The organism is Streptomyces sp. NPDC057877 (assembly GCF_042796855.1).
In the GTDB taxonomy this organism is placed as follows: Bacteria; Actinomycetota; Actinomycetes; order Streptomycetales; family Streptomycetaceae; genus Streptomyces.
On record NZ_JBHVMS010000002.1, the window covers coordinates 63018 to 86036 of the forward strand.

A 23019-nucleotide genomic window follows, 5' to 3' on the forward strand; every position below is an offset into this window, starting at 1 on the left:
GATGTCAGCCGAACTGCTGCTCGAGGTCCTTCAGCTTGCGCTCCAGGGAGTCCAGGCGCGGCAGGGCCATCGTGTCGTCCTCCGCGGTCAGGTCGACCTTGACCGGGTCAGCGGCGCCCCTGCGCACGGGCTGGAGTGAGGGACGGGCGCGGACCGGCAGTTGCTCGGGCGTCGGCGACGCGGATATGGCAGGCTCCGCGGAGACCTGGTCGGCGCGTTCCACCGAGGGCAGCTCGACCTGACGTCCGCCGCCCCGGCCGACGAAACCGCGGTGGCCCCGGCTGATCGCCTTCAGCTGGGCGCGCTCCAGGCGCTGCTGGTCCCGGCGACGCAGCCGCGCCTCCTCCTTCTGGCGCTTGTCCTCGCGCACCTCCTCGACCGCCTCGTCCAGGCTGCGCACACCCTCCAGGAGCATCAGCGACCACGCGCGGTAGGTCTCCCGGGGCGCCCGCAGCCAGCGCACGATGCGGATCTGCGGCAGCGGGCGCGGTACCAGACCCTGCTCGCGCAGCGCGGCGCGGCGGGTCTGCTTCAGGGCGCGGTCGAAGAGGACGGCCGCCGACAGGGACATGCCCGCGAAGAAGTGCGGGGCACCGGCGTGTCCGGCGCCCCTGGGCGCGTGCACCCAGTTGAACCAGGCCGCGGCGAACGCGAACGTCCATACGAGTATCCGGGAGCCGAGCGCCGCGTCACCGTGGCTGGCCTCGCGCACCGCGAGCACGGAGCAGAACATCGCCGCCCCGTCCAGACCGAACGGGACCAGGTACTGCCAGCCGTCGGTCAGGCCGAGGTTCTGCTCGCCGAAGCCGACCAGGCCGTGGAAGGAGAGCGCGGCGGCCACGGCGGCGCAGCAGAAGAGCAGGATGTAGGAGACGGTGCCGTAGAGCGCCTCCTTGCGTCTGCGGCGCTCCTCCGCACGCTCCCACGAGTCGTCCGCGCTCGCGTCCTTGGCGAGGGAGCGCTTGCCGCGCGCGAGCACCGCCACCGCCGCCAGCATGCCCAGGAGCAGTACGGCGCCCGGAAGCAGCCAGTTCAGCGATATGTCGGTCAGTCTCATCTGGGGTCCCTTGCAACTGGGATAGGGCGTAACGCCCGCCATGGTGGCCCAAACCCAACGCGCCTCAGGGGGTTTCGGGGCAAGAGGCCGCCAAGGTGGGGGAGAGGGGAGCCCAGGGCGGCGTTCTGCTCGAACTGCCGCTTGAGGGGCGGGAGTTGAGTTCGAATAAGACTACCCGTACGGGTGGTTCCACGGAAAGTTCCGGGGGCGCGTGAGGACATTGTGAATCGCCTGTAACCGTACGGGTGTCACGCTCGCGGGTGATCCTACGGGACGCGGGGCGTGCTGCTTGTTGACACCGAGTCAGGCGGCCGTCTCCGCCAGGAGCTTGGCGACGCGGTCGGCCTCGCAGTTGCGGGGGCAGGTCGCGCAGGTGTCCTCGGGGAGCACCGTGTAGAACATGCAGCAGCTCGCCCGGTCGCGGGTGGGCAGTGACTGGCCGTCCGGGCCGGTCAGTTCGCGGAAGGACGGGGTGCCGACGTACGGCTTCGCGGTGCCGGGGAGGAGTTCCTCGAGTTCGCGCATGCCGCGCTTCTCCTCGCCGAGGAGCTGGGAGACGTACCAGAGGCCCTCGACGATGTCGTCCGTCACCATCCCCCACAGCGCCCGGCCGCGGCGGCGCATGCGCGGGCCGAAGGCGGCGAGGAGCGGTTCGAGGTGCTCGGCGAGGGCTTCGCGGACCTCGGCGCGCAGTGCCTCCTCGTCCGGGACCACTCGGGCGCCCGGGAGGGCGGCGGCGGGGTCGTCCGGGAGGCAGGCGAAGGGGGTGACGGCGTGGGCGGTGGGGTGGACGGCGAGGGCCATGCCGCCGGTGGTGCGGTCGTACGAGACGTCCGTCACGGGGTAGCGGGGGACCCTGCGGTGCAGGAACCACGGGACCGTGATCAGCAGGCAGGCGGGCCAGAGGTAGCGGTGCAGGCCGAAGCTGGCGATGACGTCGGGGCGGGCCCGCTGGTCGTAGTCGCGCAGCGTCTGGGCGTCGTCCCAGGCGAGGAACGCGTCCAGGGCGGGGCCCGCGGCGGCGAGGTCGGCGGCGCTGACCCAGCCGTCGCCGGTGGGGGGCGGGGTGCCGGGAGGCAGCTCCGTGACGGTGAGGTCGGGGAGGACCTCGGTGAGGCGGGTGTACGCGTCCGTGACCGCCGACTGGGGTGCGGGCATGCTTGACCACCGATTCACGCGGCTGCTTGAGGCAAGGCTTACCTTACCCAAGCTTGTCGGAGTTTGAACTGCGGGGGTGTGCGCCTAAGGTGCTTGACGGGTGAGTAACAAGCCACCCTTAATGACCCCAAGTGCCGACAAGCCGGAGCCTGAGGAGGACCTGTGGAGCAGGGAGTGCGGGGCTCTGTGGGTGCGGAGCGGGTTCCCGAGCAGGCTCGGGCACGGGGGGTTTCCGAGGAGCGGGTGCGGGGGGAGCACACCCACAGTGAGGCTCCCCTGCCGCGTTCCGTGGTGCAGCGGGCGTCCGTGCGGGGGCAGGTGCTGGCCGCGCTGCGGGCGGCGCTGGTGGCGGGGGAGCTGGTGCCGGGGGAGGTGTACTCGGCGCCGGTGCTGGGGGAGCGGTTCGGGGTGTCGGCCACGCCGGTGCGGGAGGCCATGCAGCAGCTGGCGCTGGAGGGGGCGGTCGAGGTCGTGCCGAACCGGGGATTCCGGGTGGTGCGGCGGGGGCAGCGCGAGCTGGCCGAGCTGGCGGAGGTGCGGGCGCTGCTCGAGGTGCCGGTGATGCTGCGGCTGGCGGGGTCGGTGCCGGTGGAGCGGTGGGCGGAGCTGCGGCCACTGGCGGAGGCGACGGTACGGGCGGCGTCCTCGGGGTGCCGGGCGACGTACGCGGACTCCGACCGGGCGTTTCACCGGGGTGTGCTGAGCCTGGCCGGGAACGAGGAACTGGTCCGCATCGCCGAGGACCTCCACCGTCGGGCCCAGTGGCCCCTGGGGCGTGGGCCCGTGGCCCTGCTGGCGGACGCGGCGGAGCACACGGCGCTCCTGGACGCGTTGATCGCGCGGGACATGGATGTGGTGCGGGTACTGGTGGGGGAGCACTTCGCGGGGGCGTGACGCCTGGGGCGGCCCGTGGCCGCCGGATCTGCGCGACCCACCCCCGCGCCGCCGGACCTACGCCGTCGCCGCCGGTGGGCTCAGCTGGCTGGTGAGCCACGTGGGGACGCCGCCCAGGAGGCGGAACAGGCGGCGGGCCTCCTCGCGCAGGCGGGACGCCTCCGGCTCGGGTTCGGTCGCGGCGAGCGAGACCAGGGCGGGGGCCGTGCCGACGAGGTAGCCGAGTTCCTCGCGGATGCGGAGGGACTCGGAGAAGCCGTGCCGCGCCTCGGCCAGGTCGCCGTCGCGCAGGGCGAGACCCGCGAGGTGGCGCCAGGTGAAGGAGAGCAGGAGCGCGTCGGGGTGGGCCGTCGCGCCCGCGTGGGCCCGGCGGTAGGCCGCGCGGGCCGCCTGGGGGGCGCCCGTGAGGTTCTCGGCCATCAGGCCCCGGCGGAAGTCCAGGACCGCGCGGCCCGGCGTCCCCGGAGGGATCAGCGCCGCCGCCCGCCCCAGCGCGGCACGCGCCTCGTCGGCGCGGTCGCGTACGCCGTGCAGCGTGGCGGCGTAGGCGAGCTGCCCGCGTTCGCAGGCCGCGGCGCCGCGCTCGTCGTCGGTATGGGCGAGGGCCTCCGCGGTGCGCAGCGCGTCCTCGGCGTCCTCCCAGCCCTGCTCCGTGTACAGGCAGCGCTCGACGAGCAGCGCGGCCCGTTGCAGCGCCGACCGCGCGGTGTCCGGGCGGAGCAGCGCCGCCGCGTCGGCCCAGCAGGCCCGCGATCGCAGCCGCCATACCGCGGTCTGGAGGGGATCGTCTTGAGGGGTCGTTCCGGTACCAGACATGGCGGGATGCGCCACGTTGCCCTCCCCGAGCACGCCATCGAGCTGTTGAGTGGTGGCCGCATTCCAGCACCTACCGGGCCACCCGGCCAAGGGGGTGGGTGAAAGAATTCACAAAGTGGGGGGAGATCCGGACGATCAGGTTTCAGCTCATGCGCAGGGCGAGCAAGAAGTCCAGCTTGTCTTCCAGGCGGGAAAGGTCACGGCCCGTCAACTGCTCGATGCGGCCCACCCGGTAACGCAACGTGTTGACGTGCAGGTGGAGCCGGGACGCGCAACGCGTCCAGGAGCCGTCGCAGTCGAGGAACGCCTCCAGGGTCGGGGTCAGCTCGGCGCGGTGGCGGCGGTCGTAGTCGCGCAGGGGGTCAAGGAGCCGGGCGGTGAAGGCCCGGCGCACGTCGTCGGGGACGAAGGGCAGCAGCAGGACGTGCGAGGCCAGCTCCTGGTGGCCCGCCGCGCAGACGCGGCCGGTGCGGGCCGCCGCGACCCGGCGGGCGTGCCGGGCCTCCTCCAGCGCGCCGCGCAGCCCCTCCGCCGAGTGCACGGCCGCGCTGACGCCCAGGGTGACCCGGCCGTCGTCGTCGAGGCCGGAGGCCAGCGGGTCGCGGATCGAGGCCAGCAGGGTGTCGGCGAGGACGCCGTGTTCCGAGCCGTCGTGCTCGGCGGAGACCGCGGGCAGGGGCACCAGGGCGATCGCCTCGTCACCGGTGTGCGCGACGGCGATGCGGTCGGAGGGCTCGGGGCCGGTGGCGAGGGGGTCCACGAGGATCTCCTCCAGGAGGGACTGGGCCGCCTGGCCGTCGTTGACGGTGCTGTCCTGCCATTCCACCCGGGCCACGACCACCTGCCAGTGCGGGGCCGCTCCCAGGCCCGGCAGCAGGACCGGGGCGGCCACCCGGAGGCGGGCGGCTATCTCGGCGGGGGCGGCGCCCGTCTGGACCAGCTCCAGGACCTCCTGGGCGAGCCTGCGCCGTACCGTGCGGGCGGCGTCGCGGCGGTCGCGTTCCACCGCGATCAGCTGGGTGACGCCGTACAGCAGGTCGAGGCGTTCCTCGGGCCAGTCGCCCGCGTCCGCCTCGACCGCCAGCAGCCAGTCCGACAGGAGCGTCTCGCGGACGTCCCGGGAGCCCTGCGGCGAGCCGCCGCTGCTGCGGATCGGGAAGAGGGAGTAGGTGGTCGACTCCAGCAGCAGGCGGTGCGGGCCGCGGCGGCCGGTGCGGGTGGCCGACAGGTGTTCCGCGGCGAGCTTCGCGCGGGTCTCGGGCGGCAGCTGCGGGCCGCCCACCTTCGGGCCCGCGATCGGGCGGCCGGTGGGGGACAGGACCCAGGCGCGCAGGTCCAGGTCGGAGCCGAGGAGGTCCAGGACGACGTCCGGGCCGCCGCCCGCCGGGCCCGCGGTCATCATCCGGCGGTGCCGGTCGACCACGGCCGCCAGGTCGCCCGCCCGTTCGCCCGAGACCTGGCGCACGACGTGCTCGGTGATCGTCGCGAAGGCCACCGACTCATGGACCGCGAAGAGGGGCAGGCGGTGCCGGGCGCAGGCCACGACGAGGTCCTCCGGGACGTCGCCCAGCTCCGCCTCACCGGCCGCCAGGGCCGCCACGCCCGCCTGCGCCAGCAGGCGCACGAACGGCTCCGAGTCCCCGGCGTCCCGGCGCCAGGCCAGGCCCGTGAGGACCAGTTCGCCGCCGGAGAGGTAGCGGCTCGGGTCCCGCAGGTCCGTCGTCATCACGCCCCGCACGGTGCGGTCCAGCTCGTCCTCGCCGCCGAGCAGCCGCAGCCCCAGCGCATCGGTGTCCAGCAGTGCGCGCAGCCGCATCTCGTCGCCGCCGTTCTCTGTCTCGAAATCAGTGGTGTGTCCGGGGGTGTGGCGGGGTCGTGAGGGCCCGTGGTGCCCTGCTCGCCGGGTGGCGGGCGGGTTCCCTGGTCAGTCGGCCGTGTCTCACGTTTCCACAGGAAAACGGGGAGGTAACTGATCGCCTCCGTTCATACGAATCTACAAGATGCCCGCCCTGGCCAGCCAACTCCTTCATGGTTTCCGTGACTGACCCGACCGGACGACAGCGCTGTGTACTGACAACACTGCGCGTGAACAGCACATGAACGAGCCTCCCCCGCCGCACTCGGATTGGCTCAATCCGTATGACCCCACGAGACGAAGAAGAGAGCCGGTCATGGACTTCCTTCGCCCCGCCAGTTGGGAGGAGGCGCTCGCCGCGAAGGCCGAGCACCCCACCGCTGTGCCGATTGCGGGTGGCACCGACGTGATGGTCGAGATCAACTTCGACCACCGTCGGCCCGAGTACCTGATGGACCTCAACCGCATCGGCGACCTCCGGGAATGGGAGGTCGGCGAGGACAGCGTGCGGCTGGGGGCCTCCGTTCCCTACACCGAGATCATGGAGCGGCTGCGGGGTGAGCTGCCCGGGCTCGCCCTCGCCTCGCACACCGTCGCCTCGCCGCAGATCCGCAACCGCGGCGGCGTCGGCGGCAACCTCGGCACCGCCTCCCCGGCCGGGGACGCCCACCCGGCGCTCCTCGCCGCCGGAGCCGAGGTCGAGGTCGAGTCGGTGCGCGGCTCACGGATGATCCCGATCGACCTCTTCTACACCGGCGTGAAGCGCAACGCGCTGGAGCCCGACGAACTGATTCGCGCCGTGCACGTGAAGAAGGCCGACGGGCCCCAGCAGTTCTCGAAGGTGGGGACCAGGAACGCCATGGTCATCGCCGTGTGCGCGTTCGGGCTCGCCCTGCACCCGCAGAGCCGGAGCGTGCGCACGGGCATCGGGTCCGCCGCTCCGACCCCGGTGCGTGCCCGCGCCGCCGAGGAGTTCCTCAACGCCGCGCTGGAGGAAGGCGGGTTCTGGGAGAACGGGAAGATCATCACCCCCTCGGTCGCCAAGCAGTTCGCCGATCTGTGCGCCGCCGCCTGCAACCCCATCGACGACGTCCGGGGTACGGCGAGCTACCGCCGCCACGCGGTGGGCGTCATGGCCCGCCGGACGCTGACCTGGACCTGGGAGTCGTACCGCGGCACCGCCCGCGCCACGGAGGGAGTCGCGTGATGCGCGTCAATTTCACGGTCAACGGCCGTCCGCAGGAAGCCGACGACGTGTGGGAGGGCGAGTCCCTGCTGTACGTGCTGCGCGAACGGCTCGGGCTGCCCGGCTCCAAGAACGCCTGTGAGCAGGGGGAGTGCGGCTCGTGCACCGTCCGGCTCGACGGGGTGCCGGTGTGCTCCTGCCTGGTGGCCGCGGGGCAGGTCGAGGGGCGCGAGGTCGTCACCGTCGAAGGGCTCGCCGAGTACGCCAGGCAGCGGGCCCGCGGCGGCGGTGGCGTCCGCGGTGAGTCCGCCGAGGGGCCGTCCGACTCGCAGACCGGGGAGGGCGAGGAGCTGTCGCCGGTGCAGCAGGCCTTCATCGACGCCGGCGCCGTGCAGTGCGGGTTCTGCACGCCGGGGCTGCTGGTCGCCGCCGACGAGATGCTGGAGCACAACCCCAACCCGACCGACGCGGACATCCGTGAGGCGCTGTCGGGCAACCTGTGCCGCTGCACCGGCTACGAGAAGATCATGGACGCGGTCCGGCTCGCGGCCGCCCGGCAGGGAGAGGCGGTCTGACCCATGCCGACCAATGGTGCGCCTACGAAGATCACCCAGGGTTCGCAGACCAAGGGCGGCATCGGCGAGTCGACGCTGCGCCCCGACGGCACCCTCAAGGTCACCGGGGAGTTCGCGTACTCGTCCGACATGTGGCACGAGGACATGCTCTGGGGGCAGATCCTGCGCTCGACCGTCGCCCACGCCGAGATCGTGTCGATCGACACCGGCGAGGCGCTGGCCCTGCCGGGTGTGTACGCCGTCATGACCTACGACGACCTGCCGACCGAGGTGAAGAACTACGGGCTGGAGATCAAGGACACGCCCGTCCTCGCGCACGGCAGGGTCCGCCACCACGGAGAGCCGGTCGCCATCGTCGCCGCCGACCACCCGGAGACCGCCCGCCGCGCCGCCGCCAAGATCAAGGTGGAGTACCGCGAACTGCCCGTCGTCACCGACGAGGCCTCCGCCACCGCGCCGGACGCGATCCTGCTGCACGAGGGCCGCGACGACCACCACGCCGCCCATGTGCCGCATCCCAACATCGTCCACCGGCAGCCCATCGTCCGCGGCGACGCGGCCGAGGCCAGCAAGAGGGCCGATGTCGTCGTCCGCGGCGAGTACGTGTTCGGCATGCAGGACCAGGCCTTCCTGGGGCCCGAGTCCGGGCTCGCGGTGCCGGACGAGGACGGCGGGGTGCACCTCTACATCGCCACCCAGTGGCTGCACAGCGACCTGCGCCAGATCGCCCCGGTCCTCGGGCTGCCCGAGGACAAGGTGCGGATGACGCTCGCCGGGGTCGGCGGCGCGTTCGGCGGCCGGGAGGACCTGTCGATGCAGATCCACGCCTGCCTGCTGGCGCTGCGGACCGGCAAGCCGGTGAAGATCGTCTACAACCGGTTCGAGTCCTTCTTCGGGCACGTCCACCGCCACCCCGCCAAGCTGCAGTACGAGCACGGGGCCACCAAGGACGGCAAGCTCACCCATGTGAGGTGCCGGATCGTGCTCGACGGCGGCGCCTACGCCTCCGCCTCGCCCGCGGTGGTCGGCAACGCGGCCTCGCTCAGCATCGGGCCGTACGTCGTCGAGGACGTCGACATCGAGGCCCTCGCCCTCTACACCAACAACCCGCCCTGCGGCGCCATGCGCGGCTTCGGCGCGGTCCAGGCGTGCTTCGCCTACGAGGCACAGATGGACAAGGTGGCCAAGCGACTCGGCATGGATCCCGTGGAGTTCCGGCAGCGCAACGCCATGGAGCAGGGGACCGTCATGCCGACGGGACAGCCCGTCGACTCCCCGGCGCCGGTCGCCGAACTGCTGCGCCGGGTCAAGGCGATGCCGATGCCGCCGGAGCGCCAGTGGGAGTCCAGCGAGGGCGCCGACGTACGGCAGCTGCCCGGCGGGCTGTCCAACACCACCCACGGCGAGGGCGTCGTACGCGGCGTCGGCTACGCGGTCGGCATCAAGAACGTCGGCTTCTCGGAAGGGTTCGACGACTACTCCACCGCCAAGGTGCGCATGGAGGTGGTCGGCGGTGAGGCCGTCGCCACCGTGCACACCGCGATGGCCGAGGTCGGGCAGGGCGGTGTCACCGTGCACGCCCAGATCGCGCGGACGGAGCTGGGGGTCACCCAGGTGACCATCCACCCGGCGGACACCCAGGTCGGCAGCGCCGGTTCGACGTCCGCCTCCCGGCAGACGTACGTCACCGGTGGCGCCGTGAAGAACTCCTGCGAGATCGTGCGGGAGCGGGTGCTGGAGATCGGGCGCCGCAAGTTCGGGTCGTACCACCCGGCCTGGGCGACGGCCGAGTTGCTCCTCGAGGGCGGCAAGGTCGTCACCGACGGCGGTGAGGTCCTCGCCGATCTGGTGGACGTTCTCGGGGACGAGGCCGTCGAGGTCGAGGAGGAGTGGCGGCACCGGCCGACCCAACCCTTCGACCTGCGCACCGGCCAGGGCAACGGACACGTCCAGTACTCCTTCGCCGCGCACCGCGCTGTCGTCGAGGTCGACACCGAGCTGGGGCTGGTCAAGGTCATCGAGCTGGCCTGCGCCCAGGACGTCGGCAAGGCACTCAACCCGCTGTCCGTCCTCGGCCAGATCCAGGGCGGCACCCTCCAGGGCATGGGCATCGCGGTGATGGAGGAGATCGTCGTCGATCCCGCGACCGCCAAGGTCAGGAACCCGTCCTTCACGGACTACCTGCTCCCCACCATCCTCGACACGCCGATCATCCCCGTCGACGTGCTCGAACTCGCCGACGAGCACGCCCCCTACGGGCTGCGCGGCGTCGGCGAGGCACCCACCCTCTCCTCCACCCCGGCGGTCCTCGCGGCGATCCGCGAGGCGACCGGACTGGAGCTGAACAGGACGCCGGTACGCCCGGAACACCTCACGGGCACGGCAACCGCGTAACGCCGTTCCCCCGGCGCCGGAAGCCCCGCGAGCGGCTTCCGGCGCCGGGACACCGAAGACGTACGTACCGGGCCGTCCCCCGGGTCGTGCACATCCCAAACCCCTACGAAACTTGGGAGAGGGCACCATGGCCCAGCAGTCACTGGAGCCGAGGACCGTCGCGGAGGACGCGGGCGCGGGTACCCGCGTCCCGGCCGGACGTTCCTGGCTCGACCGGTACTTCCACATATCCCACCGGGGATCCACCCTCGCGCGCGAGGTGCGCGGCGGCGTCACCACCTTCATGGCGATGGCGTACATCCTCCTGCTCAACCCGCTGATCCTGTCCGGGAAGGACGCGGCGGGGAACACCATGGGCCAGCAGGCCCTGATCACCGCGACCGCGTTCGCCGCCGCGCTCACCACGCTCCTGATGGGCTTCGTCGGCCGGGTACCGCTCGCCCTCGCCGCCGGACTGTCCGTCTCCGGGGTCCTCGCCTCCCAGGTCGCGCCGCAGATGACCTGGCCGCAGGCGATGGGCATGTGCGTGATGTACGGCGTGGTCATCATGCTGCTGGTCGTCACCGGACTGCGCGAAATGATCATGAACGCGATCCCGCTGGCGCTGAAGCACGCGATCACCATGGGCATCGGTCTGTTCGTCGCCCTGATCGGCTTCTACAAGGCCGGGTTCGTGCACCAGGGCGAGGGCACACCGGTCACCCTCGGTCCCGCCGGTGAACTGGCCGGGTGGCCCGTGCTGCTGTTCGCGCTCACCCTGCTCGCGATCTTCATGCTGCAGGCCCGGGGCATCCCCGGCGCCATCCTCATCGGCATCCTCGGCGGCACCGTGCTCGCCGTGATCCTCAACGCGCTCGACGTCATCGACCCCGAGCAGTGGGCCGGGGGCGCCCCCGAACTGCACGGCAGCGCCGTCTCCCTGCCCGACTTCTCACTCTTCGGCGACGTCGAGTTCGGCGGCTGGGGCGAGGTCGGCGCGATGACGGTCGGCATGATCGTGTTCACGCTGGTGCTCGCCGGGTTCTTCGACGCGATGGCCACCATCATCGGCGTCGGCACCGAGGCGGGGCTCGCCGACGACAAGGGGCGGATGCCGGGCCTGTCCAAGGCGCTGTTCGTGGACGGCGCGGGCGGCGCGATCGGCGGGGTCTCCGGCGCCTCCGGCCAGACGGTGTTCGTGGAGTCGGCGACCGGCGTCGGCGAGGGGGCCCGCACCGGCCTGTCGTCGGTGGTCACCGGGCTGTTCTTCGCCGCCTGCCTGTTCTTCACCCCGGTCACGGCGATCGTGCCGGGCGAGGTCGCCGCCGCCGCGCTGGTGGTGATCGGCGCCCTGATGATGATGAACGCCCGGCACGTCGACTGGGCCGACCGCGCCACCGCGATCCCGGTCTTCCTGACCGTGGTGATCATGCCGTTCACCTACTCGATCACGGCCGGGGTCGCCGCGGGCGTCATCTCCTATGTGGCGATCAAGACCGCGCAGGGGAAGGCTCGGGAGATCGGCGCCTTCATGTGGGCACTGACGGCGGTCTTCGTCGTCTACTACGCCCTCCACCCCATCGAGGGCTGGCTGGGCGTGCACTGACGGCACCCCGCGCCCTCCCGCCCACACCACCGCTGACAAGGAGACCGAGAGATGCTGGACATCGCCGAAGAGTTGCACCGGTGGGTCGAGCAGGGGCGTGACTTCGCCGTGGCGACCGTGGTCGCCGTCGGCGGCAGCGCACCCCGCCAACCCGGCGCCGCCCTCGCGGTCGACGCCGACGGAACGGCGGTCGGCTCGGTCTCCGGCGGATGTGTGGAGGGCGCCGTCTACGACCTGTGCCAACAGGCGTTGGCGGACGGGGAGCCGGTCCTGGAGCGGTTCGGCTACAGCGACGAGGACGCCTTCGCGGTGGGCCTGACGTGCGGCGGTGTCATCGACATCCTGGTGACACCGGTGCGGGCGGGGGACCCCGCGCGGACGGTGCTGGCGGACGCGCTGGCCGCCGTGGCGGGCGGGGCGACGACGGCGGTGGCGCGGATCGTCGCCGGTCCCGCCGAACTGCGCGGGCGGGCCCTGGCGGTGCGGGCCGACGGCTCCTACGACGGTGGCTTCGGCGCCCATCCGGAGCTGGACCGCACGGTCGCGGCCGAGGCGGGCGCCTTCCTGGACGCCGGGCGCACCGGCACCCTGGAGATCGGAGAGCAGGGCTCGCGGTGCGGAGCACCGCTCACGGTCCTGGTCGAGTCGTCGGTCCCGGCCCCGCGGATGATCGTCTTCGGGGCGATCGACTTCGCGGCGGCGCTGGTACGGGTCGGCAAGTTCCTCGGCTACCGCGTGACCGTGTGCGACGCGCGCCCCGTCTTCGCGACCGCGGCCCGCTTCCCCGAGGCGGACGAGATCGTCGTCGAGTGGCCCGACAGGTACCTGGAGCGCACCGACGTCGACGCCCGGACCGTGCTGTGCGTGCTGACGCACGACGCCAAGTTCGACGTCCCCCTGCTGCGGCTGGCGCTCCGGCTGCCCGTCGCCTACGTCGGCGCCATGGGCTCGCGCCGCACCCACCTCGACCGCAACGCCCGCCTGCGCGAGGTCGGCGTCACCGACCTGGAGCTGGCGCGGCTGCGCTCGCCGATCGGCCTGGACCTGGGGGCCCGTACGCCGGAGGAGACCGCGCTGTCCATCGCCGCGGAGATCGTCGCCAACCGGCGCGGCGGCAGCGGGGTGTCGCTCACCGGGGCGCACACGCCGATCCACCACGACACGGGGCCGGCCACGGCGGGGCGGATCGGGTCGGTGGCGTGACGGGGCTCAGGGCAGCCGACGCCTGGCCTCGCGGACGCTGTCCAGCAGGTCCTCCAGGGCGTCGACGAGATCACGCAGCAGCTTGCGGCCCCTGAACGCGTCCCCCCGCGCCATCGCCGTCTCCATGCTCTCCGCGCACTCCGCCAGCGTACGCAGCGGGGCCAGGACGGCACCGACGCTCCCCTGGGCGTCGGCGGACGCCATCAGCTCCCTGCGCAGGTCGGTCCGGAACCGGACGGCCCGCAGCCGGATGGCCGTCGCCATCTCCATCGGGATCTGCTCCAGGGGCACCGCGGTCAGCTCCTGCAGGCGGTGCTCGAAGGTGTCCCAGATCTCCATGAGCAGCTTCCGCAGGACGGCGTCGTCGTCCCGCGCGGGCGGCGGCCCGACGACGGCGCCCACCGGTACCGCCGGACCCGGCTCGTCGAGCGGCTCCGCGAGGGCGTGGCAGGTCAGCTCCGGCGCGCTGCCCGGACGCCGCACCCCCTCCTCGTCCAGATACGCCCCGCACGCCTCGGCCGCCAGCCGGTAGAACCACCAGCGGTCGCGGTCCGAGCAACCCTTGCGCCCGAGGAACATCAACGCGCAGGCCTGGACGGCCAGATACCACTGGCGCCGCCAGTCGCGCTGGATGCGGTGCCGCTCCCCCCAGCCGGTCCAGGCCGTGCGGACCGTCGCCACCAGGGCCGCCAGCCCCTGCGGGATCAGCGTGCCGTCGCAGGGGTCGTGCAGCAGTCCGGGGATCAGCTCGTCGCGGGCGTCGTCGTCCATGTGCGGCAGATATCCGGCGACCAGGCAGAGCAGCAGCTGGGCCGGGTCGCGGGCCAGCAGGGCGTCGTCGGAGAACCGGGACAGGTCGATGAGCACGAAGTCGTCGCCGGAGGCGCCCGGTTGGCGCGGCACCATGATGTTGCCGGGGTGCAGATCGCCGTGCGCCCGGCCGCGCTGGGGGACGTCGACGTGGTGCCGGGCGAGGTCGGACCCCGGGCCCAGGTTGTGCGGGTTCGGCACGGGCCGGTCACCGCCGGGGAGCAGGAACCAGGGCGTGTCCAGCGGTTGGGGACGAAGGTGGCCGACGACCCACCGGTGCAGCGCGGCACCGCGGGCGAGACGCTTGTCGAGGATGTCCCGGACGAACTCCGCCGCCGTCCGCTCCACCACCTTCGGGTCCTCCGGATTCCACCCCTCCAGCACCCCGGTGACGATCCGCTCGGCCAGGTGCGGCAGCCGACGCCGGTCCACGGCCGCCAGCGTCACGGCGTCCTCGTCACCGGCGGGCCGCTGGAACATCACCCAGGTGCCGTCCACCTGTTGCGGCTCCAGGGCCAGTGGGACCAGATGCCGGTCGACGAAGGCCGCGTTGCGCTCCGTGCGCGCCAGCAGGGCCGCCTTGTGCCGACCCGGCTCGCCGACCGTCTCGTCCGACGGCGCGAGCATCTTGATGATCATCCGTCCGCCCCGCTGCCCGGGGTCCAGTTCCCGTACGTAGGCGGAGACCAGCACGCCGCCGCTGCCGCCCGCGTCGATCGGGGTGACCGCCTTCAGCTCGCGGTGCGTCTGCCGCTCCCAGTCGGCGAGCGCCTTCCTGACGGTCTCGACCGGGGACACGTCGTCCGGGGCGGGGGTGGAGGAACGATCCATGGCCTCAGTATGGGGCGCCCCCGCACCCACCCCGGGCCCCGCCCGCGACCCGGCCGCGTGACAATTGCCGTACCGGACAAGGGGGATCACCACATGCCAGGTCGCGTACGCCGCAGACGTCCACGCCGGGCCCGGCCGCTGAGCGGTACGGTCGCCGCCGCCATGCTGCGGGCCGCGATCACCGAGTCCGGCGGCGCCCCGGTCGCCTACGACGGCCTGCGCGTCACGGGCCAACTCGACCTCACCCACTGCCGGTTGGAGACACCGCTCGCCCTGACGGGCTGTGTGTTCGACACCCCGCTGGAGCTGACCGGGCTCACGGCTCCGGCGCTGGACCTGTCCGGCTCGACGCTGCCCGCCCTCCACGCCGACCAGCTCACCCTCGACGGGGAACTGCGCCTGTCCGGCGCGCGGTTGGGCGACGGCGGTCCCGCGCGGTTCCCGCTGACCGAACCCGTCGCGGGCGCCGACGGAGGCCGTGCGCCACGCCGCCTGAAGGAGGGCGCCGCCCGTGGGGTGGTACAGCTCGCGGACGCCCGCGTCGGAGGGAACCTGCTCCTCGAGGAGGCGACCGTGGCGGGCGGCGGCGCCTGGTCCCTGCTCGCGCCCCGGCTGTCGGTCGGCGGCTCGGTGCACGCCCGCGCGCTGCGCACCTCCGGCGCCCTGTACCTGCGGGACGCCCGGGTCACGTACGCGGTGAACCTGCACGCCGCCGACGTCGGCGGCATCGACGCCACCGGCCTGGTGTGCGGCGGAGGCTTCTACGCCGACTGGGGCTTCCGGAGCGCGGGGCAGGTGCTGCTGCGCTCGGCGGAGGTCGGCGGCGTCGTCACCTTCCACGACGGCGTGCTCGCCGAACCCGCGGGCTCGCTGCTGCTCAGCAGGTTGCGCGCGCCCCGCCTCCGCATCGACCTGCGGCGGCCCCCGCACGGCCCGGTGCACCTCCAGGACGCCACGGTCGACGTGCTCGTGGACTCCGACGACACCTGGGCGGCCCCCGGCGCCCTCCACCTCGAAGGCCTCACCTACCAGCGGCTGGAGAGCGCGCGCCCGGTCGACGTGCGGTCCCGGCTGGGCTGGCTGACCCGGGACGCCCACGCGGGCGCCGGTTCCTTCGAGCAGCTCGCCAAGTCGTACGAGGCCGCCGGTGACGAACGCGCGGCCCGTACCGTGCGGCACGCGCGGGAGCGGCACCTGCGGCGCCGGGACGGCCTGACCGGCCGGATGTGGGGCGCCGTGCAGGACGCGCTTTTCGGGTACGGCTATGTGCCGCGCCGCGCGCTGGTGTGGCTGGTGTCGCTCGCCGCGGTGGGCTCGCTGTGGTTCGCCCGGCACCCGCCCCGGCCGGTCGGTGGGGACGCCCGCCGCGCCTGGGACCCCGTGCTCTACAGCCTGGACCTGCTGGTCCCCGTCGCCAGCCTCGGCCACCGGGGCGCCTGGGACCCCGTCGGGTTCGACAAGGCCGTGGCCGTCTTCCTGACCGTCTCCGGCTGGGTGCTGGCCACGGCGGTGATCGCGGGGGCGCGGCGGGTGCTGGCGAGGGGGTGAGCGGACCGCGGGGGCGGTACGCTCGATGGCGCGACGTCGTGACAGGAGCTGATGTGCGCTCAGTCCGTCGTCCCGCGGGGGGAGTTGGCGAGCGAGGGGACCTGGGGCACGCCATGGGACACGAGGAATACTGGGTCGCTATCTCCGACCAGTACGGGCTGCTCGGCGGCGGCTTCTTCGTGACCAGGTCCTACGCCCTGACCAGCACGGCCTGTCTGGGCGGACGGCGGCGCGGGGACACGGTCGACCTGCGCACGGCGGGAGGCGTGCCGCTGCACGGCGTGGTCGCCGAGACGGCCGAGGACGTCGGGCTCGCCCTGATCGGCGTACTGCCGGACCCCCTCGTCGACTACGCCACACCGCGGGCCGACCACGCAGTCAAGGGCGACACCTGGCACGCCCCCTTCCGGCCCGACCTCACCTCGGGGTTCCTCAACGGCACCGTGGACGGGGTCGCCCACGACCGGCGCAACGGCGACGGCCGCGCGGTCAGCGTCATCGAACTCGCCGGTGCGGACCGGGACGCCGAGTACTCCGGCTACGCGGGCGGTCCCGTGGAGCGGCGCATGGACGGGGCGGACCCGGCGGTCGTGGGCGTCGTACTCGATCCCGAACTCGCGGTGCTGCTGCGGGAGGGCACCGGTGATCCGCTGGCCGCGTGCGCGATCGGCAGCGCGGTCGGGCTGTTCGAGATGCTGTCGGCGGAGAGTCTGCTGGGGATGCTCGGCGCGGGGGGCGGAGAGTCCGCGGCGACGCGCACGGCGCCGCCGCCCGTCGAGGTGGACCAGTCCCTCGACACCACCCGCCGGGTGCTGCGCGAGTTCAAGGACATGGCGGACGAGGGGCTGGTGGACCCGGTGTACCTCTCGCCCATGCAGATCCGCCTGATGGAGTGGGTCGTGCGGACCGCGCAGGGGGAGGGGGCGCGGTGATCGACTCCTTCTCCGCCGCGGTGGAGTCCGCCGAGGAGGCCCTGCGGGACCCCGGCGAGCTGCGGTTCACGCATCTGCCGAGCCTGGTGGCGTTCGTCGCTGAGCTGGCCCCGGCGGACTGGAGTGTGGACGAGGCCGCGACGGGCGTGCGGCTGACTCGGCTGCTGTACGAACTGGGGTTACGGGGGGAGGCGTCCCGGCTTTTCACCCTGCTCCAAGGGCACCTGGTGCGGAAGACCAGGCGCCGGAAGACCGGGATCTCCCGCCCGGCCAACGCCCTCGCGGCGGTCGGGGCCGCGCTCGGACACGTGGACGAGGCGCGTCTGCTGCTGCGGAAGGTGAGCGCGGCGGACGACCCGTGGTCTCCCGTCACCTGGGCGAACCTCGCCGTGCTGGAGCTGGAGAGGGGCGAGTTGGCCACCGCGAGCGCCTGCGTCCGCAGTGCCCGGCGGTACCTGTCGACCGCCGACCCCGCACAGGCGCGGGAGCTGCGCCGGGTGCTGGCCGCGGTGGATCTGCGACTCGCCAGGGCGAGCCGGGCGGGCCCGCTGGGCTACGGCGTCCAGCTGCTTCGCGGCCGCTCCGGCGGCGCCAGCGGGACGAAGCGCTACACCGAACTCGCCGAGACCGTCGCCAGGCTGGTCCGGGACCGGGGCGGCGACAGCCCGGAGGCGTTCCTCGCCGTCGCGCACCTCGCCGTGGCGCGGGCCGAGGGCGCGGTCGACGCGTCCGACGGCAAGGAGCTGGAGTCGGCCCTGACCGTGCTGGAGGTCGCCGCGCAGCGGCTGGCCGCCATGCTGGGCGCCGACCATCCCAAGGCGCTCGCGGTGCGGGCCGACCTCGCCGCGGTGCAGGTGGAGGCGGCACGCGCCGCCCGGTCGCCCGCCCGGCTGGAGCGGGCGGTGGGGCTGCTGCGGACGGTGGTCGGACGGCTGGAGGCGCGGCTGGGCCCCGCGCACCCCCGCACGGTGGCGGCCCTCGCCAACCTGGTCACCGCGCAGGTGGAGTCGGTGGTCGCGGCGCGGGAGCCGGGCAAGGCGGAGCGGACCGCCGAACTGCTCGCCGAACAGGCGGCGCGGTCCGGGCGGGTGCTCGGGGCGGGGCATCCGGTGACGCGTCTGGTCCGCGCTTCGTCGGCCGCGTGCAGCCGGATGGCCTTCGGCGGCGGCCAGGGTTTCGACGGGGGCTCGACCATGCTGCTGACCCTCCTGGACACGCCGGGGGAGTGGCGGACGGACAGCGGGGCCTACCGGTCCTTCACGGAGGGCATGCGGGAGGTCGACGAGGGCGCGCGGGTGTTCCAGGCCGCGAGCGACTACGTGCTGACGTTCCACGGCACGGTGGTCTCCGTCAGGGAGGACGGGGCCGACATCGAGGTACCGCATCTGGACGACCTGGGATTCGTGCCGCGTGACAAGCTGCCGCTGGGAGACGCCCCCGAAGTCGGCCAGACGGTCGAGGTCAACCCCCTGGGGATGACGGACGACAGGGGCCGTCCCCTCTTCGTCGCGAGCGACAGCCAACGGGGGCGGGTACCGGACGTGCCCAAGCTCGCCCGGTCGCTCGCCATGGGGGAGGCCCTCTGGGGCATCGTCGTCAGGGTCACGCCGGACGCCCTGGTCGTCCGCGTGGAAGGCCGCGTGGGACGGGTCGATCTCTCCCGGCCGGTACCGGGTGGTGTGCCGGACGAGGGTGAGCACGTGCGTGTGAAGGTCGTCAGGACCGACTCCGACTCCCGTCGGCTCGACTTCGAACTGGTGTGGCCGTACGAGGAGCCGCACGACTCCCCGTGAGCCACCGTCACGGCATCCGCAGCAACCGGTTCACCGCCTGCCCGAACACCGCCCGCGACGCGCCCCGCAGGACGGGATCGAAGGCGCCCGGCAGGAAGCGCGCCCCGATCTCCTCCCGCCACACCACCCGCGACCGCCCGCCCGGCCCCGGCCGCACCTCGATCTCGGCCCAGCCGAGCACCACCCGGCCCCGCTTCTCCAGACGGCAGCGGCCGGGTTCCGTCTCCGTCGGGGGCCGCCACTCGACGACCTCCATGCGGTCGTCGAAGGCGAGCGGGCCCAGGCCCGAGCGGGCGACGAACACCGTGCCCGTCCTGGTGGGCGGCGCGGTGACGACCGTGACGCGGGTCAGCGGGACGACGGCGCCATGGCGGGGCCAGTCCGTGAGGCGGCGCCAGGCCTCCGGCAGGGGCAGCGGTGCGGTGCGTTCGAGGAGGAAGGTGACCACGCGACGATCCTAGGCACCGGTGGCGGTGGACGATTCGCTTCGGTGCGCATACCTATTCAAAGCGGTTTCTTCCGATGCGGAAGTCCTCTCCCGGGGTACTCGCGACGGCACTCCAGTGATCGCGCGAGAGTGAGGAGCCATCCGTGAACGGACACGCGTACGCGCAGGTGACCGGGGAGCGGGTGCTGGTGACCGGTGGGGCCGGGTTCGTGGGGTCCCATCTGTGCGGCCGACTGCTCGACAGCGGTTGTCAGGTCGTCTGTCTCGACGACCTCTCCACCGGGGCCCGCGCCAACGTGGTCGAATTCGAACGCTCACGCGATTTCCGGTTCGTCGCCGCCAATGCCAGCGACCCAGCCGCCTGGCGCGCCCTGCCCGGCCGTTTCGACCTGATCCTGCACTTCGCCTGCCCCGCCTCACCCGTCGACTATCTGCGCCTCCCGCTGGAGACCCTCGACGTCGGCAGCAACGGCACCCGGCACGCCCTGGACCGCGCCCGGCGCGACGGCGCCCGGCTCGTCCTCGCCTCCACCTCCGAGGTGTACGGCGACCCCCTGGAGCACCCGCAGCGGGAGAGCTACTGGGGCAACGTCAACCCGATCGGGCCGCGCAGCGTGTACGACGAGTCCAAGCGGTTCGCCGAGGCCCTGGTCGCCGCCCACCGCCGGGTGCACGCCACGGACGCGGCGATCGTGCGCATCTTCAACACCTACGGACCCCGGATGCGCACCGGGGACGGCCGCGCCGTGCCCACGTTCGTCGCCCAGGCGCTGGACGGCACCCCGCTGACCGTCGCCGGTGACGGCAGCCAGACGCGTTCGCTGTGCTACGTCGACGACACCGTGGACGGGATCCTGGCGCTGGCGGCGTCTGGCGCCCCCGGGCCGGTCAACATCGGGGGCGGCGACGAGATCACCATGCTGGAGCTGGCCCGCCACATCGTCGACCTCACCGGGTCACGGTCCCTGATCCGGTTCGTGGACCGTCCGGTCGACGACCCGGGGCGCCGCCGCCCCGACACCCGGCTGGCCCGCGAGCTGCTGGGCTGGCAGCCCCGCGTCGACTGGCGCGAAGGGCTCGAGCGGACGGTGGGCTGGTTCGCGCGCTCGGTCGCCGCCTAGCGGCCCGCACCCGCCGCACCCGCCTCTGCAGTCACAGAAAGTCACATTGCGGCTCACAACGGGCCAAGTTGTCTCCAAGTGTTTGAGACAACCTCACAATGGCACCCGCGTGAGCCGAGTCCCCCGCCACGTCGTACGGGACGGAGCCCCCCATGCGCATCCTTGGTATCAACGCCCTGTTCCACGACCCGGCCGCCGCCCTGGTCGTCGACGGCCGGACCGTCGCGGCAGCCGAGGAGGAGCGCTTCAGCCGCCGCAAGCACGGCAAGCGCCCCGTGCCGTTCTCCGCCTGGGAGCTGCCCGAGCTGTCCGCCCGCTGGTGCCTGGACCACGCCGGTCTGCGCCCGGACGAGCTGGACGCCGTCACGTACTCCTTCGACCCGGCGCTCGCCCGGCCCGCCCGTGACCTGGGCCTGAACGACCCCTGGGACCCGCTGCGCCTCGCATACGCCCGCCGCGCCCCTGAGTTCCTCGCCGAGGCGCTGCCCGGCCTGGACCCCGAGAAGGTCGTCTTCGTACCGCACCACGTGGCGCACGCCGCCTCCGCGGGGCCCGCCGCCCCGCACCCCGACAGCGCCGTCCTGGTCCTCGACGGCCGCGGTGAGGCCGCCTCCCACCTCGCGGGCCGCTACCACGACGGCACCCTGCGCACCCTCGCCGCCCAGGCGCTGCCCGACTCCCTCGGCCTGGTCTACGAGGAGCTGACCGAGCACCTGGGCTTCCTGCGCAGCAGCGACGAGTACAAGGTCATGGCCCTCGCCTCCTACGGCAAGCCCCGCTTCCTGCCCCAGTTGCGCCAGTACGTCCACGCCACCGGCGACGGCGGCTTCCGCGCGCACGGCGTCGAGTGGGCCGAGCTGGCCCCCGCCCGCGCCCCCGGTGAGCCCTGGTCGCAGGACCACGCCGACCTCGCCGCCAGCACCCAGGCCGTGCTGGAGGAGACCCTGCTGGAGCTGGTGACCTGGCTGCACACCGAGGCGGGCGGCGACGCCCTCGCCCTGGCGGGCGGGGTCGCCCTGAACTGCGTCGCCAACTCGAAGATCGCCGCCCGTGGCCCGTACCGGCACGTGTGGGTGCAGCCCGCCGCCGGGGACGCCGGGACCGCCCTCGGCGGCGCCCTGCACCTGAGCCGCGACCCCGAGCCGCTGCCCGGCCCCGACCTCGGTCGGGGCTGGAGCGACGAGGAGCTGCGGGCCCGCCTGGACGCCGCCGCCGTACCGTACGAGCGGCCCGCCGACATCGCCGAGGCGGTGGCGGAGGAGCTGGCCCGTGACGGGGTCGTCGCCTGGTTCCAGGGGCGCAGCGAGTACGGGCCGCGGGCGCTCGGGCACCGGTCGCTGCTCGCGCACCCCGGCCGCGCCGAGAACCTGGAGCGGCTGAACTCCGTCAAGGGCCGCGAGGAGTTCCGGCCGGTCGCGCCCATGGTGCTCGCCGAGCGGGCGCCGGAGCTGTTCCAGGGGCCGATGCCCAGCCCGTACATGCTGTTCGTGCACGACGTCGTACGGGAGTGGCGGGACCGCATCCCGGCCGTCGTGCACGTCGACGGCACCGCCCGCATCCAGACCGTCGACGAGCGCCGCGAGCCGCTGGTGGCGCGGATGCTGCGCGGCTTCGAGCGGCGCACCGGGCTGCCCGTCGTCGTCAACACCAGCCTCAACACCGCCGGGCGGCCCATGGTCGACGACCCGCGCGACGCGCTGGAGTGCTTCGGCTCGGCGCCGGTGGACCTGCTGGCGATCGGGCCGTACGCGGTGCGGCGGGGGCGGGCCTACGAAGGGAGCGCGCGGGCATGACCGACTACGCCGTGGTGATCCCCACCCTCGTGCGGGACACCCTCGCCGACTGCCTCGCCGCGCTCGCCGCCGCGACCGGGCCGGGGCCACGGGAGATCGTCCTCGTCGACGACCGGCCCGACCCCGACCGCGCCGACCTCCAGCACCCGCTGAGCGTCCTCGGCGACCTGCGGGACCGTACGACCGTGCTGCGCAGCGGGGGACGCGGGCCCGCCGCCGCCCGCAACACCGGGCTGCGCGCCGTCGCCTCCCCGTGGGCCGCCTTCCTCGACGACGACGTGCAGGTGGGCCCGCACTGGTGCGAGCAGCTCACCCAGGACCTCGACGAGGCGGGCCCTGACATCGCGGGCGTCCAGGGCGTGATCGCCGTCCCGCTGCCCGGGGCGCGCCGCCCCACCGACTGGGAGCGCAACACGGCCGCCCTCGCGCAGGCCCGCTGGATCACCGCCGACATGGCCTACCGCACCGACGCCCTCAAGCAGGTCGACGGCTTCGACGAACGCTTCCCGCGCGCCTACCGCGAGGACGCCGACCTCGCCCTGCGGCTGCTGGACGCGGGCTGGCGGATCCGGCAGGGCCGCCGCACCACCCGGCACCCGGTGCGCCCCGCCGACCGCTGGGTGTCGCTGCGCTCCCAGCGCGGCAACGCCGACGACGCGCTGATGCTGCGGCTGCACGGGCCGAACTGGTGGCACCGGGCGGTCGCGCCGCGCGGACGGCTGCGCTCCCACCTCGCCGTCACCGGCGCGGGCGCCGCCGCCGGACTGCTGGCCCTCACCCGACGGCGCACGGCCGCCGAGATCGCCGCGACCGCGTGGGCGCTGGGCACCGCCGAGTTCGCCTGGTCGCGGATCGCGCCCGGGCCGCGCACCCGGTACGAGGTGACGACGATGCTCGTCACCAGCGCGCTGATCCCGCCGCTGGCCAGCTGGCACTGGCTCAGCGGACGGTGGCGGCACCGGCAGGCGCCGCCCTGGCGGGAGGTGGCGCGATGAGCGCGGGAGACGGCGCGATGAGCAG

General features: G+C 73.6%; 18 protein-coding genes. 12 read left to right on the plus strand and 6 right to left on the minus strand.

Annotated elements, in window-relative coordinates; translation table 11 throughout:
- Window positions 1-4: 4 nt before the first annotated feature.
- Both ACFVQG_RS04230 and ACFVQG_RS04235 read right to left on the minus strand, forming a co-directional pair.
- Window positions 5-1057, minus strand: a complete 1053-nt coding sequence (locus ACFVQG_RS04230; RefSeq protein ID WP_383376652.1) for a DUF2637 domain-containing protein — start codon at window positions 1055-1057, stop codon at window positions 5-7.
- Between the two features lie 303 nt (window positions 1058-1360).
- Complete coding sequence (locus ACFVQG_RS04235; RefSeq protein WP_383376654.1) at window positions 1361-2215, minus strand: (2Fe-2S)-binding protein; 855 nt, start codon at window positions 2213-2215, stop codon at window positions 1361-1363.
- Between the two features lie 162 nt (window positions 2216-2377).
- Here ACFVQG_RS04235 and ACFVQG_RS04240 point away from each other — a divergent pair, with 162 nt between their 5' ends.
- Entirely contained in the window at window positions 2378-3109 is a 732-nt protein-coding gene (locus ACFVQG_RS04240) for a GntR family transcriptional regulator (RefSeq protein ID WP_383376656.1), read from the plus strand.
- 57 nt (window positions 3110-3166) lie between these two features.
- Here ACFVQG_RS04240 and ACFVQG_RS04245 read toward each other — a convergent pair whose 3' ends face one another.
- On the minus strand, window positions 3167-3925 hold the full coding sequence (locus tag ACFVQG_RS04245; protein ID WP_383376658.1) for a hypothetical protein: 759 nt from the start codon (window positions 3923-3925) through the stop codon (window positions 3167-3169).
- 142 nt (window positions 3926-4067) lie between these two features.
- On the minus strand, window positions 4068-5741 hold the full coding sequence (locus ACFVQG_RS04250) for a PucR family transcriptional regulator (RefSeq protein WP_383376660.1): 1674 nt from the start codon (window positions 5739-5741) through the stop codon (window positions 4068-4070).
- A gap of 355 nt (window positions 5742-6096) precedes the next feature.
- Between ACFVQG_RS04250 and ACFVQG_RS04255 the strand changes: the two genes are divergently transcribed.
- The 5 genes from ACFVQG_RS04255 to ACFVQG_RS04275 all read left to right on the plus strand — a co-directional run bounded on the left by ACFVQG_RS04255 (window position 6097) and on the right by ACFVQG_RS04275 (window position 12723).
- Window positions 6097-6987, plus strand: a complete 891-nt coding sequence (locus tag ACFVQG_RS04255) for an FAD binding domain-containing protein (protein ID WP_383376662.1) — start codon at window positions 6097-6099, stop codon at window positions 6985-6987.
- Window positions 6987-7541: a (2Fe-2S)-binding protein gene (locus ACFVQG_RS04260; protein WP_383376664.1), complete on the plus strand. Its 555-nt coding sequence runs from the start codon at window positions 6987-6989 to the stop codon at window positions 7539-7541. Before ACFVQG_RS04255 ends, ACFVQG_RS04260 begins: the two co-directional genes overlap by 1 nt.
- Window positions 7542-7544: 3 nt before the next feature.
- Window positions 7545-9935, plus strand: a complete 2391-nt coding sequence (locus ACFVQG_RS04265; protein ID WP_383376666.1) for a xanthine dehydrogenase family protein molybdopterin-binding subunit — start codon at window positions 7545-7547, stop codon at window positions 9933-9935.
- Between the two features lie 127 nt (window positions 9936-10062).
- Window positions 10063-11520 (plus strand): NCS2 family permease, encoded by a 1458-nt coding sequence (locus ACFVQG_RS04270; protein WP_383376668.1) that lies wholly within the window; start codon window positions 10063-10065, stop codon window positions 11518-11520.
- A 51-nt stretch (window positions 11521-11571) separates the two neighbouring features.
- A complete protein-coding gene (locus ACFVQG_RS04275) occupies window positions 11572-12723 on the plus strand; it encodes an XdhC family protein (protein WP_383376670.1) in 1152 nt (383 codons plus the stop codon).
- 6 nt (window positions 12724-12729) lie between these two features.
- Here ACFVQG_RS04275 and ACFVQG_RS04280 read toward each other — a convergent pair whose 3' ends face one another.
- Entirely contained in the window at window positions 12730-14364 is a 1635-nt protein-coding gene (locus ACFVQG_RS04280) for a hypothetical protein (protein WP_383376672.1), read from the minus strand.
- 93 nt (window positions 14365-14457) lie between these two features.
- On the opposite strand from ACFVQG_RS04280, the gene ACFVQG_RS04285 reads away from it, so the two are divergent.
- The 3 genes from ACFVQG_RS04285 to ACFVQG_RS04295 all read left to right on the plus strand — a co-directional run bounded on the left by ACFVQG_RS04285 (window position 14458) and on the right by ACFVQG_RS04295 (window position 18637).
- Complete coding sequence (locus ACFVQG_RS04285) at window positions 14458-15912, plus strand: hypothetical protein (protein WP_383376674.1); 1455 nt, start codon at window positions 14458-14460, stop codon at window positions 15910-15912.
- Window positions 15913-16025: 113 nt separating this feature from the next.
- Window positions 16026-16844: a hypothetical protein gene (locus ACFVQG_RS04290; protein WP_383376676.1), complete on the plus strand. Its 819-nt coding sequence runs from the start codon at window positions 16026-16028 to the stop codon at window positions 16842-16844.
- On the plus strand, window positions 16841-18637 hold the full coding sequence (locus ACFVQG_RS04295; protein ID WP_383376679.1) for a S1 RNA-binding domain-containing protein: 1797 nt from the start codon (window positions 16841-16843) through the stop codon (window positions 18635-18637). Before ACFVQG_RS04290 ends, ACFVQG_RS04295 begins: the two co-directional genes overlap by 4 nt.
- A 7-nt stretch (window positions 18638-18644) precedes the next feature.
- On the opposite strand, the gene ACFVQG_RS04300 is transcribed toward ACFVQG_RS04295, so the two are convergent.
- A complete protein-coding gene (locus ACFVQG_RS04300) occupies window positions 18645-19085 on the minus strand; it encodes an SRPBCC family protein (RefSeq protein ID WP_383376681.1) in 441 nt (146 codons plus the stop codon).
- A 143-nt stretch (window positions 19086-19228) separates the two neighbouring features.
- Here ACFVQG_RS04300 and ACFVQG_RS04305 point away from each other — a divergent pair, with 143 nt between their 5' ends.
- From ACFVQG_RS04305 to ACFVQG_RS04315, 3 genes are all read left to right on the plus strand, one after another.
- On the plus strand, window positions 19229-20206 hold the full coding sequence (locus ACFVQG_RS04305) for an NAD-dependent epimerase/dehydratase family protein (RefSeq protein WP_383376683.1): 978 nt from the start codon (window positions 19229-19231) through the stop codon (window positions 20204-20206).
- 152 nt (window positions 20207-20358) lie between these two features.
- Entirely contained in the window at window positions 20359-21999 is a 1641-nt protein-coding gene (locus ACFVQG_RS04310) for a carbamoyltransferase (protein WP_383376685.1), read from the plus strand.
- On the plus strand, window positions 21996-22994 hold the full coding sequence (locus ACFVQG_RS04315; RefSeq protein WP_383376687.1) for a glycosyltransferase family 2 protein: 999 nt from the start codon (window positions 21996-21998) through the stop codon (window positions 22992-22994). The genes ACFVQG_RS04310 and ACFVQG_RS04315 overlap by 4 nt, the downstream gene beginning before the upstream one ends.
- Window positions 22995-23019 lie beyond the last annotated feature (25 nt).

What these genes read in the sequence shown, in the direction of transcription:
- ACFVQG_RS04310 (WP_383376685.1), top strand. Translation starts at nt 20,359, where the DNA reads ATGCGCATCCTTGGTATCAACGCCCTGTTCCACGACCCGGCCGCCGCC.
- ACFVQG_RS04230 (WP_383376652.1), bottom strand. Translation starts at nt 1,057, where the DNA reads ATGAGACTGACCGACATATCGCTGAACTGGCTGCTTCCGGGCGCCGTA.
- ACFVQG_RS04290 (WP_383376676.1), top strand. Translation starts at nt 16,026, where the DNA reads ATGGGACACGAGGAATACTGGGTCGCTATCTCCGACCAGTACGGGCTG.
- ACFVQG_RS04265 (WP_383376666.1), top strand. Translation starts at nt 7,545, where the DNA reads ATGCCGACCAATGGTGCGCCTACGAAGATCACCCAGGGTTCGCAGACC.
- ACFVQG_RS04260 (WP_383376664.1), top strand. Translation starts at nt 6,987, where the DNA reads ATGCGCGTCAATTTCACGGTCAACGGCCGTCCGCAGGAAGCCGACGAC.
- ACFVQG_RS04315 (WP_383376687.1), top strand. Translation starts at nt 21,996, where the DNA reads ATGACCGACTACGCCGTGGTGATCCCCACCCTCGTGCGGGACACCCTC.
- ACFVQG_RS04280 (WP_383376672.1), bottom strand. Translation starts at nt 14,364, where the DNA reads ATGGATCGTTCCTCCACCCCCGCCCCGGACGACGTGTCCCCGGTCGAG.
- ACFVQG_RS04255 (WP_383376662.1), top strand. Translation starts at nt 6,097, where the DNA reads ATGGACTTCCTTCGCCCCGCCAGTTGGGAGGAGGCGCTCGCCGCGAAG.
- ACFVQG_RS04245 (WP_383376658.1), bottom strand. Translation starts at nt 3,925, where the DNA reads ATGTCTGGTACCGGAACGACCCCTCAAGACGATCCCCTCCAGACCGCG.
- ACFVQG_RS04250 (WP_383376660.1), bottom strand. Translation starts at nt 5,741, where the DNA reads ATGCGGCTGCGCGCACTGCTGGACACCGATGCGCTGGGGCTGCGGCTG.
- ACFVQG_RS04285 (WP_383376674.1), top strand. Translation starts at nt 14,458, where the DNA reads ATGCCAGGTCGCGTACGCCGCAGACGTCCACGCCGGGCCCGGCCGCTG.
- ACFVQG_RS04235 (WP_383376654.1), bottom strand. Translation starts at nt 2,215, where the DNA reads ATGCCCGCACCCCAGTCGGCGGTCACGGACGCGTACACCCGCCTCACC.
- ACFVQG_RS04270 (WP_383376668.1), top strand. Translation starts at nt 10,063, where the DNA reads ATGGCCCAGCAGTCACTGGAGCCGAGGACCGTCGCGGAGGACGCGGGC.
- ACFVQG_RS04275 (WP_383376670.1), top strand. Translation starts at nt 11,572, where the DNA reads ATGCTGGACATCGCCGAAGAGTTGCACCGGTGGGTCGAGCAGGGGCGT.